The sequence below is a fragment of the Kordiimonas sp. SCSIO 12610 genome, assembly GCF_024398015.1.
Taxonomy (GTDB): domain Bacteria; phylum Pseudomonadota; class Alphaproteobacteria; order Sphingomonadales; family Kordiimonadaceae; genus CANLMI01.
The window spans coordinates 2,574,451-2,593,714 of the sequence record NZ_CP073747.1 but is presented as its reverse complement, the minus strand read 5'-3'; the positions used below and the strand labels follow the sequence as shown (position 1 = coordinate 2,593,714).

Genomic DNA, 19,264 nt, shown 5'->3' with positions numbered 1-19,264 from the left:
GACGCAAATTATAAAGGGTGTACGGGTAAATCTTTCCCACGAGATTGTGATTATGGATGACTTACTGAACGAATTTTTGACTGAAACCAACGAAAGTATTGATGTCGTCGATGTCGAGTTGGTGAAACTGGAGCAGGACCCCAACAACAAAGAGGTTCTCGATAATATTTTCCGATTGGTGCATACGATCAAGGGAACTTGTGGTTTCCTGGGCTTGCCTCGACTTGAATCTGTAGCGCATTCGTCAGAGAATGTTCTGGGTAAGTTTAGGGACGGCGAGCTTCAGGTTTCCGAACACGCTGTAACGGTTATTCTCGAAAGCCTTGACCGAATTAAAGAAATCTTGGCTGGTCTTGAAGCTACAGAGGAAGAGCCGGAAGGCGATGATAGTGAATTGATCGGTCGTCTTGATGCAATCGCTGAAGGTAGTGATGCACCCGAAGCCGTTCCGGAACCTGCGGTCGAAGAAGATACAGTTGACGGCGAAATTATCGACCCAGGACTTGGTCGTTCGCTCAAGCCTGGTGAAGTTAGCTTGGAAGAACTTGAAGCTGCTTTTGCAAACGCACCTGGTCCTGAGGATGAAGCTGAAGCTCCTGCTGCATCTGCCCCAACATCGAATTCAGACCAGTCACTATTTGACCGAATTGGCGGTGAAGACACAATCGCTGTTGCTGCTCATATGGTTTCTAATCGTCTTGAGAATACAGCTAGCCTGAGTTCATTCTTTAAGGATGTAAATCAGGAGCAACGCAAAGCAAAATTTGTTGGCTTGATGCTGTCTCTGTTTAAAGATGATGTTGATACCGCAGAAAGCGTAGCACGTCAGTTAGTGACTGTTACAGGGTTCTCAGACAAAAACTTCAATGAATTACTTGATGTAATTAAAGACTCTTTCAAAGAGTGTCAGGTTGACGGCGATACGGTTGACGAAGCTGTAATGTCTTTCGAGTTGATCCGCGAATCTGTTCTTTCTTCATCAAAAGCATTGGCACCTGCCGCCAAGAAAGCAAATACTGGTGGTGGGGCTCAGGCAACAACCGGTGCACCGGAAGCCAAACGTTCCACTCAATCAATTCGTGTGAATGTTGACCTTCTAGAAGACTTGATGAATATGGTTTCCGAGTTGGTACTAACTCGTAACCAGCTGCTTCAGATTGTTCGTAACATGGATAATACTGAACTTGCAGTTCCTCTTCAGCGCCTCAGCCAGTGTACGACTGAGCTTCAAGAGAATGTCATGAAGACGCGCATGCAGCCGATTGGGAATGCATGGGCGAAACTACCGCGTATCATTCGTGATTTGACGGTTGAACTTGATAAGAAGATCGAGCTGGACATGCGCGGCGCGGATACTGAACTTGACCGTCAGGTTCTCGAGCTTATCAAAGACCCGCTCACTCATATGGTTCGTAACTCTGCCGATCATGGTATTGAAATGCCCGCTGCCCGAATTGCAGCTGGTAAACCAGAGCAAGGTACGATCATCTTGAACGCCTTCCATGAGGGCGGCCATATTATTATGGAAATCAAGGATGATGGCGCTGGAATTCCGGTTCAGAAATTAAAAGGCAAGATTCTTGAAAAAGGATTGGCGACTGAAGCCGAAGTCGCTGAAATGTCTGATAACCAGATTCAGAAATTCATTTTCCACCCTGGTTTTTCAACGGCCGAACAGGTTACATCGGTTTCCGGTCGCGGTGTTGGTATGGACGTTGTTCGTTCCAATATCGAGAAAATCGGTGGTACCATTGACATGGTATCTATTGAAGGCAAGGGCACAACATTCCAGATCAAGATCCCACTGACACTTGCCATTGTCGCAGGATTGATTGTGAAGGCGAAGGGCGAACGCTACGCTATTCCACAGATCAGTGTTCTAGAACTTGTACGTGCGAACGCAACATCAGATAACAAAATTGAAAAAATCAAGGATACACCGGTTCTGAGGCTTAGAAATCGATTGTTACCTCTGGTTTATTTGAACGAAGTTCTCGGCTTTGACACCCGTGAAGATACGGATGCCCGCGAAAACCCAGATGACTTTATTGTTGTTGCTCAGGTTGGTGCATTCAGTTTCGGTATTGTGGTTGATCAGGTCTTCGACACTGAAGAGATTGTGGTCAAGCCTGTTGCGCCAATCCTTAAAGAACTCGATATCTATTCAGGGAATACGATCCTCGGTGATGGTAGCGTGATTATGATCCTTGATCCAAATGGTATTGCAAACAAAGCCAATGCTGCTGGTGGTGATCATAAGGAAGAAGAAGAAGAGCTTGAAGTGCGTAAGGTTGAGCGAGAAGAAAGCGAAAGCATGCTTGTGTTTAGCGCAGGCGGTGATAGCCCGAAAGCTGTACCATTATCTTTGGTAGCTCGTCTTGAAGAAATCGATATCGCAGATGTAGAGCTTTCTGATGGTCGTCATATGGTCCAGTATCGTGGTGCCTTGATGCCGCTTGTGTTTGCAGACCCTGCAATGAAACTGAAAGAAGAAGGTCGTCAGCAAGTTCTGGTATTTACAGACCGTGAATACACAATGGGCCTCGCGGTCGATGAAATTCTTGATATTGTTGAAGAGAAACTGGATATCAAACTTGCGTCTAACCAACCAGGTATCGTTGGTTCTGCTGTTATTGACGGCAAAGCATCAGAAGTTATTGATGTTGCTCATTATCTTTCACTCGCATTCGCAGAGTGGCTGAAAAGCAGAACCTTAGAAGATGATACTGCCCACGCGTCAGGCGCTAGCATCCTTTTGGTGGATGATAGTGACTTTTTCCGCAATATGCTGAAACCGGTTCTAACCGTAGAAGGATACAGTGTTAAAGTGGTTTCGGGTGCTGCAGAGGCTCTTGACCTGATGGAAAACGGGATGATGTTTGATTTGATCGTCTCTGATATTGAAATGCCGGAAATGAGTGGATTTGAATTTGCGGAAACCATTAAGGCTGGAAGCCGTTGGCAGAACACGCCAATGATTGCCTTGTCAGCGCTTGCTAGTGAGCGTGATGTCAACCGCGGCCTTCAAGTTGGTTTCAGCGATTATGTCGCTAAGTTTGATAAAGAAACTCTGTTGCGGAGCCTATCGCAACAACTTAAAATTCGTGGAGATGCAGCATGAACGATTTAGTTGTTCGCGAAGACCTAAGCCTGGTGGCTACAGGTACACAGGATTTTGTTACGGTAAAACTTGCGGGTCAAACTCTTGGTATCCCGGTACTTGCTGTTCATGATGTTTTAAATGCACAGCAAATTACCAAAATCCCTTTGGCTCCTGATTGGGTTTCTGGTGTTTTAAACCTGAGGGGAAGAATTGTTACTGCAATTGATCTACGCCGCAGGCTAGGGCTTGAACCACTCGAAGGCGACAAAAAAAGTATGTCAGTTGTTGTAGAACACGGTGAAGAGCCATACAGTCTTCAAATTGACGAGGTTGGTGAAGTTTTGTCATTAGAAGATCAGTTGTTTGAACGTAATCCTGTGACTTTGGACCCACGTTGGAGAGAAGTTAGTAAGGGAATTTATCGTTTGGAGAACGAGCTTCTTGCTATTTTAGATGTAGAAAAATTACTCGCTTTTGAAACCAATACAAAAGCAGCATAAATTTATTTTTTGATATTACTCGCCGCACAATGCGGATTGGGAGAGTTATTATGAAATCTTGCTTGGTTGTAGATGATTCCAAGGTAATCAGAAAGGTTGCTAGGCGTATTCTCGAAGAGCTTAATTTTGAAGTCGACGAAGCTGTCGATGGAAAAGATGCGCTGGATGCCTGTGACAGAAACCTGCCGGATGTAGTGCTTCTTGATTGGAATATGCCAATCATGAACGGGCTTGAGTTTTTGATTGAACTTCGGTCATTAGATGGTATTGAACAGCCGATTGTTGTTTTCTGCACGACAGAAAATGACATGTCTCATATTCGCCAAGCAATTGAAGCTGGTGCAAACGAATATATTATGAAGCCTTTTGACCGTGAGATTATTGAAGCAAAATTCTCTCAGGTTGGTCTTTTGTAAAGTAGAGTTATTTTAGTGAATTCTTTTGCGGTAAATTCTGCAGCGGGGTCCGTCTCCGCAAAACCCTACAGGGTAATGGTCGTTGATGATAGTGCCATTATTCGTGGGTTTTTATGTCGTTATCTCTCAGAAGATCCCGATATTGATGTAGTGACAACAGCCAACAATGGTCAGGTTGCGCTACGTCAACTGGAACAGCACGATATTGAAGCTGTGGTTCTTGATATTGAAATGCCTGTAATGGACGGTATGACCGCGTTACCGCTGATCATTAAACAAAAACCAGGCATTCAGGTTGTTATGGCCTCAACGCTTACACTCAAAAATGCCGAGATCAGTTTGCGCGCGATGCAAATGGGTGCTGTTGATTATGTTCCTAAACCGGAAACCGCTCGTTCGGTGAATGCAAGTATTGATTTTCGCCGTGAGCTTGTTGAAAAGGTCAAGGCCTGGGCCGCGCGTAGCCGCAAGAAAAGAGGCGAGACTTTGCCCGGTGCGAGTACGTCACCCGGTTCTTCAAGTGGTGCTGGTTTTGTAAGGCCAGAGCGCAAGGCGACAGCAGGTTTCGTTAGCGCGAAAAGACCTGCTGCTGTTAGTGTCACACGGCCCGGCAGTGCGGCTGCGGGTGCAGTATCTAACGTTAAGGCTGCTTCGAATGACAAAGCGATCTCGCTACGTCCTGGCTCTAGACGCCGCCCTAAGGTTCTCGCTATCGGGTCGTCAACTGGTGGGCCGCAAGCATTGCTGAAATTTTTCGGTGCATTTAGTAAAAAACCGGATGTCCCTATTTTAATTACACAGCATATGCCAGCAACCTTCACCTCTATTCTTGCAAATCATCTGGCACAATCTACTGGCTGGGTTGCTCAAGAAGGTAAAGACGGTGACAGCGTTCGCGCGGGAGAAATTTATATCGCTCCAGGCGGGAAGCATATGGAAGTTCAGAAACAGGATGGTAAACACGTCATTCGACTAACTGATGAACCACCAGAAAATTTTTGTAAACCTGCAGTGGATCCCATGTTCCGAAGCTTGGTCGAGATATACGGCGACACCATGCTCGCAGTTATTTTAACAGGTATGGGGCATGATGGTCTTAAAGGAGCAAGAGAGCTCACAAAAGCAGGCGGAACTGTATTGGCACAGGACGAAGCTTCAAGCGTTGTTTGGGGCATGCCGGGCGCAGTTGCAACAGCAGGTTTATGCACAGAAGTGCTACCTTTGGATGAAATAGGTGCGGCAACTATGAAACGGTTGCAGGGAGGCCTTTAATAATGCGTGCTGAAGACTTTAATTATATTTCTGGCGTTTTGAAAGAACGCTCAGGATTGATGCTTACACCAGATAAGGTGTATTTGCTTGAAAGCCGATTGACCCCGCTTGCAAGAAAACAAGGCCTGGACGGCTTGGATGCATTGGTTCAGAAGGTCCGTTTAAGCCGTGATGAAGCGTTATTGCGCGATATCACGGAAGCAATGACAACGAACGAGTCCTTTTTCTTCAGAGATAATACACCGTTTGATCTGTTTAAAAATTACGTAATGCCAGCAATGCATAAGGAGCGAGGAACTCAAAAGCGTTTACGCATCTGGTGCGCTGCGGCTTCGAGTGGACAAGAGCCATATTCACTTGCTATGCTTTTCAAAGAGCAATGGCACAAATGGCAGGATTGGCGGATTGAAATTGTTGGCACTGATCTGTCGACAGAAGTCCTGGATAAAGCCAAAGCAGGGCGCTATAGCCAGTTTGAAGTGCAGCGTGGTCTTCCTATTCAGATGTTGATTAAAAACTTCACGCAGGAAGGTGACGCTTGGCAATTAAATGCCGATATCCGCAATATGGTTACCTTTAAGCCGTTTAATTTATTAAGTAACTTTGTGGGTTTGGGGAATTTTGACGTTATTTTCTGCCGCAATGTTCTTATTTACTTTGAGCAGCCAACCAAAAAGGATGTTTTGGAGCGGATGCGTAAAACACTGGGTAACGACGGTGCTTTGTTCCTTGGTGCTGCTGAAACAGTTCTTGGAATTACTGACCAGTTCAAGCCAGTCCGAGGCCAGAGGGGTATGTATGTGCCGTCTGACGGTAACGCCGAAGAGGTCATGGGACTTCAGTAAAACTTGGATACAAAAACACCGGCGAATGCCGGTGTTTTTCTTTATTGATTGTTTTGAAAGCTTAGCTTGCTACTTTCGCTTCTTCTTCATCTGGATTTCGTAAAACGTACCCACGACCCCAGACGGTTTCAATGTAATTAGCACCGTTTGTTGCATTCGCGAGTTTCTTGCGAAGCTTACAAATAAAGACGTCAATAATTTTGAGTTCAGGTTCGTCAATGCCGCCGTAAAGATGGTTTAAGAACATCTCTTTTGTCAGTGTGCTTCCCTTACGCAAGGATAGTAATTCAAGCATTGCGTATTCTTTACCAGTAAGATGAACACGAGCGCCTGCAACATCAACAGTTTTTGTGTCAAGATTAACTGACAACTGTCCAGTTGTAATGATTGACTGCGAATGTCCTTTAGATCGGCGGATAATAGCATGAATACGTGCTACTAATTCTTCCTTATGGAATGGTTTTGTAAGATAATCATCAGCACCAAAACCAAGGCCTTTTACCTTGTCTTCCATATCTGACAAGCCAGAAAGAATAAGCACAGGCGTATTGACCTTAGCGGTTCTGAATTTCTTTAGAACTTCATAGCCGTGCATGTCAGGCAAGTTAAGATCAAGTAGAATTATATCGTAATCATAAAGCTTACCAAGGTCCAAGCCTTCCTCGCCCAAATCAGTACAATAAATATTAAATCCCTCAGAACTAAGCATCAGTTCGATGCTGCGGGTGATGGTCGGATCATCTTCGATCAGCAGAACGCGCATTTGTATTCCCCGTATAAAATATTGGCCATTTGTACTTCCAACAAAAGTTAAAATTAACCTTGTTTTTTAATGGATAATTTAACAAATAAGGTTAATTTTGGTTAATATTAACCAAGGTTAATAAAATTTTACAAGAAAAAAATTTAAAAAAATCCAAGTTTTCTAATGAGTCGGATAAGATTCTATAGAGATTCGGTAAAAAATTGATCGTGACGAAGGATGCATATGAGTTTTTGGCTTAACGAAATGGCTATGCTAAGATCATTTTATGTCAAACTTCAGCTAATAAATCGGGCATGAAATTTTATGAAAAGCCTAATTCAGGATATTGAACGAATTAAACCCGAACAGCATTACGGCCGTGTTTCTGGTGTGCGGGGATTGCTGGTAGAACTTGACGGTGCTGGTCCATATGTATCGATTGGCTCAAGGCTTGAAGTGACAACACGGGACCGCCGGAAGGTCCCTGTTGAAGTTGTTGGATTTCGTCATAGCACAGCGCTTGCGATGCCGTATGCTCAGTTGGAAGGTATCGGGGTTGGGTGTAAGGCAGTTTTGACGCAATCTGAGCCGCAGGTTTTTCCTTCGCAGCAATGGTTGGGGCGCGTTGTGAACGCCTTTGGCGAACCAATTGATGGCAAGGGTCCGATTGTCAATGGATTTGAGCCCAAGTTGTTACGTGCGAACCCGCCAGCGGCACATGAACGACAACGTGTCGGTGGGAAAATGGATTTAGGTGTTCGTGCACTCAATAGCTTTATTAGCTGCTGTGATGGTCAGCGTATGGGAATTTTCGCAGGCTCTGGTGTCGGTAAATCTGTTCTTCTTTCAATGATAGCGCGATATGCAAATGCCGATGTGAGTGTTATTGGCCTTATTGGTGAACGTGGCCGCGAAGTTCAGGAATTTATTGAGGATGACCTTGGTGAGGAAGGCTTGGCTCGATCGGTTGTCGTTGTGGCAACGTCAGATGAAAGTGCGTTAATGCGACGGCAGGCGGCGTTTTTAACGCTGACACTGTCTGAATATTTTCGCGATCAAGGTGCTGGCGTAATGTGCTTGATGGACAGTGTGACACGATTTGCCATGGCCCAAAGGGAAATTGGCCTTGCGGGCGGCGAACCCCCTACAAGTAAAGGGTATACGCCTACTGTTTTCACTGAACTACCAAGATTGCTGGAGCGTGCTGGGCCAGGGCCTAAAGGTAAAGGCAATATAACAGGGTTGTTTACAGTCCTTGTAGAAGGTGACGATCATAATGAACCTGTCGCGGATGCCGTTCGCGGTATTTTGGATGGTCACATCGTTATGGAGCGGGCGATCGCTGAAAGGGGTAGATATCCAGCGATAAATGTTTTGAAATCTGTCTCTAGAACAATGCCGCGCTGTAACAATGATGAAGAAAATATGCTTGTGCGTGAAGCACGGAAATATATGTCAACTTATGCGGATATGGAGGAAATGATCAGATTGGGTGCTTACCGACAGGGTAGTAATCCGGACGTTGATGCCGCCATTCAGTATAATCCGTTTCTCGAGGAATTTTTAAGCCAGCTAAAGGAGGACCATACTTCTTTACCAGAAGGCTATGCGCGTCTTCGTCAAATTCTTGAGATGGGTCCTGCCGCCATGGTATTGAATGGTCAAAATCCTGTGCCTGGGGCAGTGCAATGACGATTTTAACGATGTCAGTTCAAGTTTCTGACTGGTGACCTGTTATGGCGCGGTTACAATCTATAATTCGCATGAGGAAGTGGGAACTCGATGAAAAACGTCGGGAACTTGTGTTACTCGAACAACAGCGGGAAGCCATAATCCAGAAAATTCATAACTTGAACTTAGAGGTGCAAGAACAACAGAATGCAGCTTCGCTTGAGGTTGGGCCTTCCAGTCTTGGTGCTTATATGAACGGCGTAAAATTCAAAATGACGGGCTATGAAAGCGAATTGCGCATTAAAGATGAAGAGATATCAGAACGCAGGGATGATGTAAGCGAAGCCTTCAGAGAATTGAAAACCTATGAAATCGCTGAAGAGCAAGAACAAAAACGCCTGAAAAATGAGGAAGCGCTCCGGGACCAGAAAATCCTGGATGAGCAGGGCATGCAGAGTTTCCTTAAGTCATCTGAATATTCTGAGAATTAACATAGTGGTGAAGTTTATATTTTCGTGTGGCTCAACGCCCAAATTGCTGCCATAACAATTGCATAGATAAGGGGAGAGAATGCAATGACCGATGGGCAGCCTACACAAGAAACAATACAGGCGCATTTGACGGCACTTCAGGGGCTTGATCAAAAGCATCATATGCATCCCTTTACGGACCCAAATACACTAAAACAGGCACCCCCGTTTCTCATTGATAGTGCTGAGGGGTGTTATGTCAGTGGTCAGGGTATTCGCCTTTTGGATATGATGGCCGGCCTTGCATGCGTAAATATAGGTTACGGCAACCCTGAAATGGCTGAAACTGCTGCAATTGCATATAAAACACTGAGTTATTACCATAGCTTTGCGGCTGTATCGAACCCTGCTGTGGCGGCCCTTTGCGGTAAAATTGCATCATTGGCACCTGCGAATTTCAATAGTGTGTTTCTTTCAAATTCAGGGTCAGAAGCGAACGAAACAGCGATAAAAGTTGCCCATATGTACTGGCAACTAAAAGGTAAGAAAAGCAAGAGAGTTATTATTGCCCGCGATAATAGCTATCACGGTAGTTCTATCGTCACTGCAGCGCTTACTGGCAATAAGGCGATGCAGGAACCATTCGGAATTGAAGTGGGGCAAGATATTCGCCATGCCATGATGCCATGTTGGTTCCGCTTGGGCGGTGATATGGCGTTAGATGAGTTTGGTATTAAGGCTGCTCAATCTATCGAAGAACAAATTCTGGAGGCAGGGCCCGATAATGTTGCTGCATTTATTGGGGAGCCGATCCAGAATGCTCTGGGGGCAGTCATTCCACCTGAAACATATTGGCCAGAAGTTCAGCGTATATGTAAGAAATATGATGTTCTTTTGATTTTGGATGAGGTTGTTACCGGCTTTGGCCGCGCTGGCGCATGGTTTATGGCTGAAGAATACAATATTAAACCAGATATTATTACGCTGGCGAAAGGACTATCGTCGGCTTATGTGCCCATCGCGGCAACGATTGTATCCGATGAAATAGCCAGTTTTCTAGAAGCAAATGCCGGCGTTATACAGCATGGTTTTACGACATCTGCCCATCCGGTAACATGTGCTATTGCTTTAAAAAATATCGAAATTCTCGAGCGTGAAAAACTGGTAGAACGCGTACGTGATCATATCGGGCCTTATTTCAAACAGCGCCTCAAAATACTTGAAAGTCACCCCCTTGTTGGTGAAGTTCGCTCAATTGGCCTTATGGCAGGTATTGAGTTGGTTAAAGACAAGGCAAACCGGGAACAGTATCCGCTTGAAGGAATGGTTTGTAACCATGTTTCGCAATCGGCTTTGATGAAAGGGTTGATCGTTCGCCCTGCTGGGAACGCGCTTATTCTGTGCCCGCCCTTTATTGTATCAGAACAAGAAATTGATCTAACCGTTCAGGCGCTGAACGAATGCTTGAGCGATACATATCAGGCGCTTCAACAGATGGGGTAATCAAACGTCGGCAGGCTGCTGTTGCTGCTTCTTGTTGATCATGACTATGTTACCGAGAATAACCAGGGACAGGCCGATGACGGCAGGAAGGGTCCACATAAACCCTTCCAAAAATGTCGAGATGATGAGGGCTACAATCGGGGTCATTACCGCTATGTACCCTGCGCGCGCCATTCCCATTTTTTCCATCAGCCAGAGATAAAGTGTAAAGGCGATAACAGTGCCGAATAGCGACAGATAAATTAGCGAAATCCAGTAAATTGGCCTAGGGTCGATAGCAGGACTTTCCCCGCTAATTAAAGCAAAAATAATGTTGAAAATAGCGCCGTATGTTAGACCCCATGCGTTAAAGGGTATGATTGAAAGGACCTTGGCGCTATCAGAACCAGCAATCGTATTTCCAACCGAAGCGAATAATGTGGCACCAATACAAAATGCAAGTCCGATTGCAGTGGTGTCATGAAGGGATAAGCTTTCCATTTCTGGCCAGAAAATTAAAACCAGTCCAAATATTCCCATAATGGCTGCAATGATTACAGGTGTTTGGATAGGAGACTTTAGGAATATTCTTCCCGTGAATATATTGAAGAATGATAAAAGCGAGAATGCAACAGCAACCAAGCCCGATGTTAAATATTCGGTTCCTGTATAAACCAGAAAGTAATTACTCGAAAACAGGAATAGTCCTAAGCCAGCACTTAATCGATGTTGCTTGAGGGAAAAGGCCAAATCCATGTTTCGGAATTTGCACCATGCCATCAACAAAATTGCTGATAGGCCAAAGCGATATGCCAACGACCATTCTTTCGGCACAATACCCAATTGAAGTTCAATCCCATACCAGGTTGAACCCCATATCAGTACGCACAGAATGAAAGTAAAAATCACTGCCATGTTCGAGCCTTTAAATGCAAGCGAAACGAATAAGAGGCTTCGACATATCAGGTATTGTAAAAGCGTCAAGAAGAATAGGGCACGCTTGAGAAGGTTTTCCTGCTTTTTGAGAGGGCTTCCTGCACATTAATGGTGAACTTGTCGTGTTGTTCGACAAATAATGACCCCTGAAAGCCATTTGCGTCCAAAGCCGTCTTAAATAGTTGTTTCAATTCAGTCGACAGAGCTTGTGGTAAATCAGCTTTACTTCGTAGGGTCAGATCAAATTTACTGTCTTTAACAAACCCGTCTAACTGAATTGTACCAATATTTTTGAAATCTATTTCCAGAACGAACCGTTCATGCTGTTGCGGATCATTGTCATCATTGGATCCTCTTTGTTGATCAGGATCGTTTTTGAAGAGCATGGTAATGAATGGGATATCGCCGCCCCTAATATCAAACGGTAGTGATATGGGTCGCCATTCATTGATGGTGTCATTTGCACCATTGATAAGGGTTGAAATGTCTCGTTTTAATGTTTCCAACAGCCTTGAATTTGTTTTTTCTAGCACTTCCTCAGCGCGGTTCCCAATCCAGGCTGATGGGCTTCCTACACGGGCTGCGTTCAGTATAAACAATAATCCGTTCGTTAGCCCTTTTCCACCTTGCGCGGTTTTGGCCCCTATATTCACGAGGTCGGGCGTTTTCTGTTGGTTTAAAATTGATATAGCTTCATTCAGGGCGGGCCAGGCACCAAGCGCTATTGGGTCAAGTTGCGGCGTGCTCGCGGCGACTGTATTGGCAATTGATCTTCCAAATGTAGCCACGGTCTGTTGCGCAATGGCCTCGGCATCATTTTCATTCAATGAAGGTAACACAATGGCTATGTCGCCCACATTGATTGAAAATTCACTCGGAATATTCAGTGTGATGGTACCATTGGGTGTTTGCAATATTGCCGAGTTTGTTGATGCAACGGCCTGCACGCTTGGCTTTGATATTTGAATATCTGTAATTCGTGTTGGCCCAATTGTAGGAGGGAGTTGCCGCGAACTATTAGTATCTTCTTCTGTAGTTGACTTTGAAGGTATATCAGCAAGTGCAGCGAGCTGAGAAAGGGCACCGGGCTCAATGTTGCTTGCACTCCGCGTTCCATTTTCAGTGCTCGCAGAATTTATGGCGACATTCTCGATTGCGGTTTGAGATATAAAGGCAACAGACACAGCCTGTGGAATATTGGGGGATAACCCCGAAGACAAAGGTGTAGAACTAGTCACGTCCGTTGGAGCAAACTGAGCAGGGAGTGTTTCCAGGTTTTGTAGAAAACCACCAAAACCATTGAGTACAGGTAAAGATATAGGTTGCTCATTCAGAATTGGAGTACCGATTGTCGGTGAAGATTGAGGTTGGTTTGAAGCCAGCGGTGCAGTAGGCGCAGGTATTGCTTCTGATTGTGAAAGCGCGGCGGCCTCTGATGTGTTCGGTATAGCGTTGTTGCTAAAGCCTGCATTGATTAAAGATTGCCGTGCATTAGAAATTGGGAATGTGGGCAGCTGGCTAATGTCCTGGGCAGAAATGCCAGATATTGCGACAGTTTCCCCTACCAGGTTTTGAGCAATGTTGCTCGGGAGGATAAAAGGCCCTCTTGTCGTGTCAATTTTAGCAAGCTCCGTAGATATGGATGCAAATGCAGTAATTGGTAGTGATAAGCTTCGCGTTTCCTCGATTGGAAGTGGTGTAAAGCCATTTACCTGAGCAATATTAGCCGGATTGACCGTACTGGTCGCCACATCCAAGACTTCTAGTGTGATTGCGGTGCCAGCGGTGGTAAACACTTCTATCTGACTCCCTGCGGGTATTGTTTGAGCGCCTTGAAGGGGGACGCTGGCTGTGTCGGCAATTTGTGCTTGAGCAGTAGAGTTTGTTGTTGAAGAGGATGCTTGTGCGAGAGGTTCAGCGCCCACAGGATTAGTCGAAGAAACGATGGTTTGTATATTTGTATCGGCTTCTGTGACTTGTTGATCTTGTACCAGTGTGCCTACACTCTGCGTAACAGAGCTTGCAAGCGATGCTGGCTGCTGTGGGTTAGACGCTTCTTCAACAGTATTTTGAACTACAGCGGTTGTTGCACCAATTGAAGTGGTGGAAACTCGATTTTCAACAGACTGTTGTGTGTTGACGCCGTCTTCTGAAATATCCGAAATCACTTCATTTGTCGTTATGGCTGGTTGCTGATTGGCCTCAGGTCTAGGAACGGTTGGTTCATTATTGTCGCCCGAACCGACGGTGAGTGCTCTTGGTTCTGTAGCATCAACAGTGCGTGTTGGTATGTTATCAGGGCGCTCTGGCCTTTCTGTACTCTCAGCTTGCCTTTGGTTAGCCTCAGGCCCAATATCCACGTTCCGATTTGACTGAACTTGGAAAGATGTCGCGACATTCTCTCTTTGGCGTCTGTTGTTATTACTTTCATTTGCCTGAGAGGTTGTTACAGTTGGCCGTTCTATATTTGACAGAGAGTTAGAAGGGCTATCTGATTCATTTCGCGCTTCAGATGAAGATGTATTTCGTTCGATATCAATGCGTGAGGGAAGGGTGCGATCACTCTCACTGACACTAAACGTTGGCAAACGTGTATTTTCTTCCAATCCTGTTGATCTGTCGTCAGCATTACGTGTTAACGACTGAGGGCTGCTCTCATTCCCTAAATTCGCGTTTGCAACAAGTTCGGATTGCCGTGCAGCGAGGGCAATTGCTTCCGTTTCGTTACGGGGAATTGATGGCTGCGCCTCTGCGACTGTAACCTGAGTTAGTACAGCGGGTGTGGGCTCTGGAAGCGGCCTTGAATTAATGGCAAGGATTTCAGCCCTGATTTGGGGGTTAGTTGTAGTTATGCTTGTGATGTTAAGATCAACAGTATCATCGGGGGTTAGTTGAAGAGGGCTCACGAGTGTATAAGTTGCAAGCTCGGTTCTTACCAGTGGTTCTTGGTTTTCGGATAAAGCAGTAACCTGCACGCGCTGCTCCCCCAACGGCTCATTTGGAGGTCTTTCGTTCTCATCCACTATCGTTTGAGGTTGGGCCGAAGATGTTACGTTTTCTATATTATTTGATGCAGGACTTTGATCGATCTGATTTTCGCTATCAGGTATCGTAGATGCGGTGGTGATGTCCGCGTTGTTTTGTAGCTGCTCATTTTGTACTTGATTTTGAATAGGCACAGAAGGATTAGGGCGATTATTGATCGCAACAATAACAAGTTCAAGGCGAATAGGGGGATCGATTGTACGGTTATTTTGCGTTCGAAGGTCGGCTAGAATTTGCCGGTTTGCCTCGACGATTTGTAAATCCACATCATCACCGGGGGCAAGGCCTGCATCTGGCCTTAGGGCAAAGGTTGCAAAATCAGTGACAATAATGGGTCTACCTTCAACGTCTACCCTCGCGATAGTTTCTTCAACATTATCACCAACATTTAATCCAGCAGTGGTTGGAGCAATCGTAACAGCAGGGTCACGGGCGTTTGAGGCCTCGGATGTATTTTCGACTGTTTGAGGCCGGGCGTTTTCAGGCCTTTGCTGCGCGTTTTGCTGTGGGTCACGGGTAACAGCAGAGGAGCCATCGGTTATGCGTGTACCCGACGGATTAGCGTTACTTGAAGGTGTTGTAATATCACTCATCAGCCTAACCAACTAGCTCAGTTAAAGTATCCATGAGAATACTCAGAATGATCTGACTGGGGTGGATAGCCTTGGTCAGATTATACAAGCGACGCAGCAATTGCCTTTACATCAGCGGCAGCATCTGATTGTGGATGCCGGGTTAAAAGCGGTACTTGGGAACGAATGGCGTCAACAACCTTACTATCGCTTCTTATTATACCCTGAAGTGGGGGCGAAATCTTCAAAAATCCTTCGCATGCGCGTTTGATGGCTTCGTAAGTACGCTCGCCTTCGCGTTTGGTTTTCGCGCTATTCACCACAATCGAGATATTCGCCTTTGGGTTTTTCATAATGGTGATTTTGATGAACGCATAGGCATCTGTTAACGACGTTGGGTCTGCGGTCATAACAACAAGTAACTTACCTTGATGATTTGAGAGCGTCGTTACAGCAGGGTCAACGCCCGCAGCCATGTCTAAAAGCAGATGATCATAGTCCTGCGCGAGGCCAATCAGATCCGCTTTCAAGCCCCGAAGAATGTCACGTGACAAGGAACCTAGCGCGCCAGAGCCTGATTTGCCTGGCACGTAATCAAACCCAATTCCGCCCTTGTCATCATATCGGCTAACAATGGATTTAAGGGATGCAGACCCGGAAATAACATCACCCAGATCTTTGTTGGGCATCTGGCCAAGCTGAATATCAACATTTGCAAGCCCTAGGTCACCGTCAAAAACAACAGCCTTCCTATTTAAGTGAGAAAGCGCATGCGTGAGCGTGACAGAGAACCAGGTTTTACCGACACCTCCCTTGCCTGAAGCGACTGTGATTAGCTTTTTTTCGTTATTGATTGTGTCAGTCATGAGTTCCCATCCATTTGACGAGATGTAAAAGATTGTGTGCCTGAAGCGCTCTTATCCAAATCAGTGATTTCGGACTTTCGCCTTGGAAGTGCGGTCAGAAGTTTTGCCAGCTTCATTGAACTTGCGTGCTCCAACCCGTCCGCAATAAACGGGCTTCTGCTATAGGCTGCTAACGATAAAAAGCCGGGCCTTGCTGCCATTATTATGCTTGCATACCGCCGTGCCGCATCAAGGCGTGTTGCAATGAAACGCTGACATCCCATTTTGGAGAAAATATCGGCTATTTCCTGCGCGTCATCTGCGTCGAGACCAGCGGGGAGGACTAATACAGGTTCAGCATCGGCTATATGGATAAAGTTCAGCAGCGTCTTCAATTCTTCCATATCAAATGGGTTTGTACCGGGGCTATCGATTAGTGTGAAACTAGTTCGTTTGCGTTTTAATAAGGCTGACAGTTCTTCGGGTGTGTCGGCGGTTAGCACGGTTTGTTTCATCAATTGTGCAAAATGGTCCAGTTGGGCGATACCACCTGCTTTCACTGTATCAGTAGACACCAGTGTTACATCCCGTTCGTGAAGAAGCGCATCAGCTGTAAGTTTTGCCGCACAAATCGTTTTACCTGCACCCGGTGGGCCGACCAGCATAATTGGCCGTGTAACCGCATCTGTTATCGGGCTAATTCTAATATTTGTATCCAGTGCGAGCGAGAAAGCCTCATTAAGGCTGCTGGCCCGATTTGAAGCATTTATAGCTTCCTCAAAATGATTGGCCGTTTCAAATGGTATCCCGTGATGGGCGATAACAGCAGAAATATCAGCCTTGTCAAACTCTCTTGATTTGTCAACAGGGTGACTGGTCTCGAAGGCGATAGGTGTTTGTTGTGGTGCAGGCGCGGCTGCTGGCGGCTCTGGTGTCGCGCCGGCTTCCAGTGCAGCGGTTATGCGCACGCTTGCTTTGCCTTCATCGATTGAAATGATAATCGCATCTGGCCCAAGTTCATCACGAACCTGATCCATTGCTTCATTCATCGATTTGGCGTGAAAGGTTTTTAACCGCATTACTAAACAGACATTCCTTGTTTATCGTATTTAAGTCTTATGATGTTCTTGCTTTTCCTGCATCAAAAAACTTCATTATTCATTACATGTACAAATATAAATGACCGATTAAATTTGTCCCAGGGTTCTAATCTTAGCTTGAGGGTGGATTTCATTTTGGCTCATGATTACGGTTGCAGGCCTGAAACGCTCAATAATAGAGCGAACATATGGGCGAACAGTTGGACTTGTTAGCATAACCGGGGATTCGCCGCGCTCTGCTTGTTGGTCATAAATAATCCGAACGGTATTGATAAATTCTTGCAAGCGTGTTGGGGCCATCGCCAATTGTTTTTCTTCGCCTTGACCGATCAGGCTTTCTGCAAATGCCTGCTCCCATTCAGGTGATAAGGTCACAAGAGCTACGAACCCATCGGGTGTAGAATTGGCTGAGCATAATTGCCGCGCGAGGCGTGTGCGCACATGTTCGGTGATCATGATGACGTTTTGGGTGAAGCCAGTTGCTTCTGCGATGCCTTCCAAAATCGTAGGCAAGTCACGAATAGATACACGCTCCACAAGCAGCGTTTGGAGAACACGTTGAATGCCAGATGTAGTGATCTGTGTTGGGACAATATCGGTCAGTAACTTTTGGTTTTGATTTGGCAGATCATCAAGCAGTTTTTGTGTTTCTGCATATGATAACAAATCGGCCATATTGTCTTTGATAACTTCGGTCAGGTGCGTGGTGATAACGGTCGCGGCGTCAACCACTGTATACCCCCTGAAGGAGGCTTCTTCCTTGGCTGACTGATCCACCCATGTCGCCGGCAGGCCGAACGCAGGTTCGGTCGTAGCTTCCCCAGGAATCTGAACGGGCTGGCCCTGCGGGTCCATTACCAATAGCATACCGGGCCTGATATCACCTTTGCCAACATTTGTTTCCTTGACCCGAAGAACATAATTGTTCGCTGGTAACTGCATATTATCAAGGATACGCACTGATGGCATGACAAAGCCCATTTCGCTCGCCAACTGCCGCCTTAATGCTTTGATTTGGTCAGTAAGTTTAAAACCACTATCATCATTGATCAGTGTTAGAAGCCCGTAACCAAGTTCAAGCCGAAGTTGATCAAGCGCAAGGGCAGCGGTGATAGGCTCTTCTGCTGGTTTTGCAGCCTCTTTTTCTTTTTCCAGAAGTTTGGTTTCAACTTCCTGTGCTTCCCGTTCCTGATTGGCCCGGCTAAGGGCATAAGCAGTATAGGCCAGGATACCACCAAGACCAATGAACGGAAGAGGGGGGAGCCCTGATAGCGCCATTAAAAACAGGAGGGCACTTGTAACGCCGAGAGCCCGCGGGCTTTTGGTCATTTGACCAAAGAGCGCCTTATCCGTTTGACCGGTTACACCAGCCTTGGTCACCAAAAGACCAGCAGCGGTGGATACAATGAGTGCCGGAATTTGCGTAATCAGGCCATCACCAACCGTTAGAACAGTGTAGCGATTCGCGGCGTCAGCAAAGGACATATCCTGCACAATGATCCCGATTAGGATACCGCCGATAATATTGATAAATGTAATCAAAAGGCCTGCGATTGCATCACCGCGAACAAATTTTGAAGCACCGTCCATAGAGCCGAAGAAACTACTCTCTTCTTCCAGTTCTTTACGGCGGGTTCTTGCTTCATCTTCGTTGATCAGGCCCGCAGACATATCTGCGTCAATCGCCATTTGCTTGCCGGGCATTGCATCCAAGGAGAAACGAGCTGCGACCTCTGCGATACGGCCTGAACCCTTTGTAATAACGATAAAGTTCACGATTATGAGGATCGCGAAAACGATAATACCGATAATAGCCGATCCCCCCATCAGAAATTGACCGAAGGACTCGATAACCTGACCTGCTGCGTCTGTTCCTGTATGCCCTTCGCTTAATATTAGGCGGGTGGAGGCGAGGTTTAGGGATAGCCGCAACATTGTCGCAATCAAAAGGACAGTTGGGAAGCTGCTGAATTGTAGTGGTTTTTGAATAAACAGGCTGGTCATTAAAACCATAACAGAGAAAGTGACTGACGCCGCAAGCATTACATCCAAAAGCCAGCTTGGCATCGGAACGATAAGCATGAGGAGGATTGCCATCATGCCAAGGGCAAAGGCAACATCACTATTTCTCAGGCCCGCAACGAAGTTGGAGAGGTCTATACCACCTCCGCCATCGCCGCCGCCAGGGCCACCTGATGCTGTATCACTCATCTCGTTTCCTCATGTCAAATTGGCGTGTTAGGCCTGACATTTTGTTAGCTT

14 protein-coding genes are annotated in these 19,264 nt (G+C 46.0%); 8 read left to right on the top strand and 6 right to left on the bottom strand.

Annotated features, from left to right (window positions below):
• The first annotated feature begins 52 nt into the window (after window positions 1–52).
• The 5 genes from KFF44_RS12225 (at window position 53) to KFF44_RS12205 (ending at window position 6,136) form a co-directional block, all read left to right on the top strand.
• Window positions 53–3,121 carry a chemotaxis protein CheW gene (locus tag KFF44_RS12225; protein ID WP_255934582.1) on the top strand — a complete coding sequence of 1,023 codons (3,069 nt, stop codon included), beginning with the start codon at window positions 53–55 and terminating at the stop codon, window positions 3,119–3,121.
• Entirely contained in the window at window positions 3,118–3,603 is a 486-nt protein-coding gene (locus KFF44_RS12220) for a chemotaxis protein CheW (RefSeq protein WP_255934579.1), read from the top strand. Before KFF44_RS12225 ends, KFF44_RS12220 begins: the two co-directional genes overlap by 4 nt.
• Window positions 3,604–3,653: 50 nt before the next feature.
• Window positions 3,654–4,019: a PleD family two-component system response regulator gene (locus KFF44_RS12215; RefSeq protein WP_255934577.1), complete on the top strand. Its 366-nt coding sequence runs from the start codon at window positions 3,654–3,656 to the stop codon at window positions 4,017–4,019.
• Between the two features lie 75 nt (window positions 4,020–4,094).
• The gene (locus KFF44_RS12210; RefSeq protein ID WP_370691165.1) at window positions 4,095–5,291 is read left to right on the top strand and encodes a chemotaxis response regulator protein-glutamate methylesterase; all 1,197 of its coding nucleotides are present in this window, start codon (window positions 4,095–4,097) and stop codon (window positions 5,289–5,291) included.
• A gap of 2 nt (window positions 5,292–5,293) precedes the next feature.
• Window positions 5,294–6,136, top strand: coding sequence for a protein-glutamate O-methyltransferase CheR (locus KFF44_RS12205; protein WP_255934574.1), 843 nt, complete (start codon window positions 5,294–5,296; stop codon window positions 6,134–6,136).
• A 61-nt stretch (window positions 6,137–6,197) separates the two neighbouring features.
• Here the strand turns inward: KFF44_RS12205 and ctrA are convergent, their stop codons facing one another.
• Complete coding sequence (gene ctrA / locus KFF44_RS12200; protein ID WP_255934573.1) at window positions 6,198–6,899, bottom strand: response regulator transcription factor CtrA; 702 nt, start codon at window positions 6,897–6,899, stop codon at window positions 6,198–6,200.
• Window positions 6,900–7,205: 306 nt separating this feature from the next.
• Here ctrA and fliI point away from each other — a divergent pair, with 306 nt between their 5' ends.
• The 3 genes from fliI (at window position 7,206) to KFF44_RS12185 (ending at window position 10,525) form a co-directional block, all read left to right on the top strand.
• On the top strand, window positions 7,206–8,573 hold the full coding sequence (gene fliI / locus KFF44_RS12195; protein ID WP_255934571.1) for a flagellar protein export ATPase FliI: 1,368 nt from the start codon (window positions 7,206–7,208) through the stop codon (window positions 8,571–8,573).
• A 44-nt stretch (window positions 8,574–8,617) separates the two neighbouring features.
• Window positions 8,618–9,043: a flagellar FliJ family protein gene (locus tag KFF44_RS12190; protein WP_255934569.1), complete on the top strand. Its 426-nt coding sequence runs from the start codon at window positions 8,618–8,620 to the stop codon at window positions 9,041–9,043.
• An 84-nt stretch (window positions 9,044–9,127) separates the two neighbouring features.
• Window positions 9,128–10,525, top strand: coding sequence for an aminotransferase (locus KFF44_RS12185; protein WP_255934567.1), 1,398 nt, complete (start codon window positions 9,128–9,130; stop codon window positions 10,523–10,525).
• Here KFF44_RS12185 and KFF44_RS12180 read toward each other — a convergent pair whose 3' ends face one another.
• The 5 genes from KFF44_RS12180 to flhA all read right to left on the bottom strand — a co-directional run bounded on the left by KFF44_RS12180 (window position 10,526) and on the right by flhA (window position 19,213).
• Window positions 10,526–11,419 (bottom strand): DMT family transporter, encoded by an 894-nt coding sequence (locus KFF44_RS12180; protein ID WP_255934566.1) that lies wholly within the window; start codon window positions 11,417–11,419, stop codon window positions 10,526–10,528.
• A gap of 65 nt (window positions 11,420–11,484) precedes the next feature.
• On the bottom strand, window positions 11,485–15,078 hold the full coding sequence (locus KFF44_RS12175; RefSeq protein WP_255934565.1) for a hypothetical protein: 3,594 nt from the start codon (window positions 15,076–15,078) through the stop codon (window positions 11,485–11,487).
• A gap of 80 nt (window positions 15,079–15,158) precedes the next feature.
• Entirely contained in the window at window positions 15,159–15,923 is a 765-nt protein-coding gene (locus KFF44_RS12170) for a P-loop NTPase (protein WP_255934564.1), read from the bottom strand.
• A complete protein-coding gene (locus tag KFF44_RS12165) occupies window positions 15,920–16,981 on the bottom strand; it encodes a hypothetical protein (protein ID WP_255934563.1) in 1,062 nt (353 codons plus the stop codon). The genes KFF44_RS12170 and KFF44_RS12165 overlap by 4 nt, the downstream gene beginning before the upstream one ends.
• Window positions 16,982–17,089: 108 nt before the next feature.
• Window positions 17,090–19,213 carry a flagellar biosynthesis protein FlhA gene (gene flhA, locus KFF44_RS12160; protein ID WP_255934562.1) on the bottom strand — a complete coding sequence of 708 codons (2,124 nt, stop codon included), beginning with the start codon at window positions 19,211–19,213 and terminating at the stop codon, window positions 17,090–17,092.
• Between the last annotated feature and the right edge of the window lie 51 nt (window positions 19,214–19,264).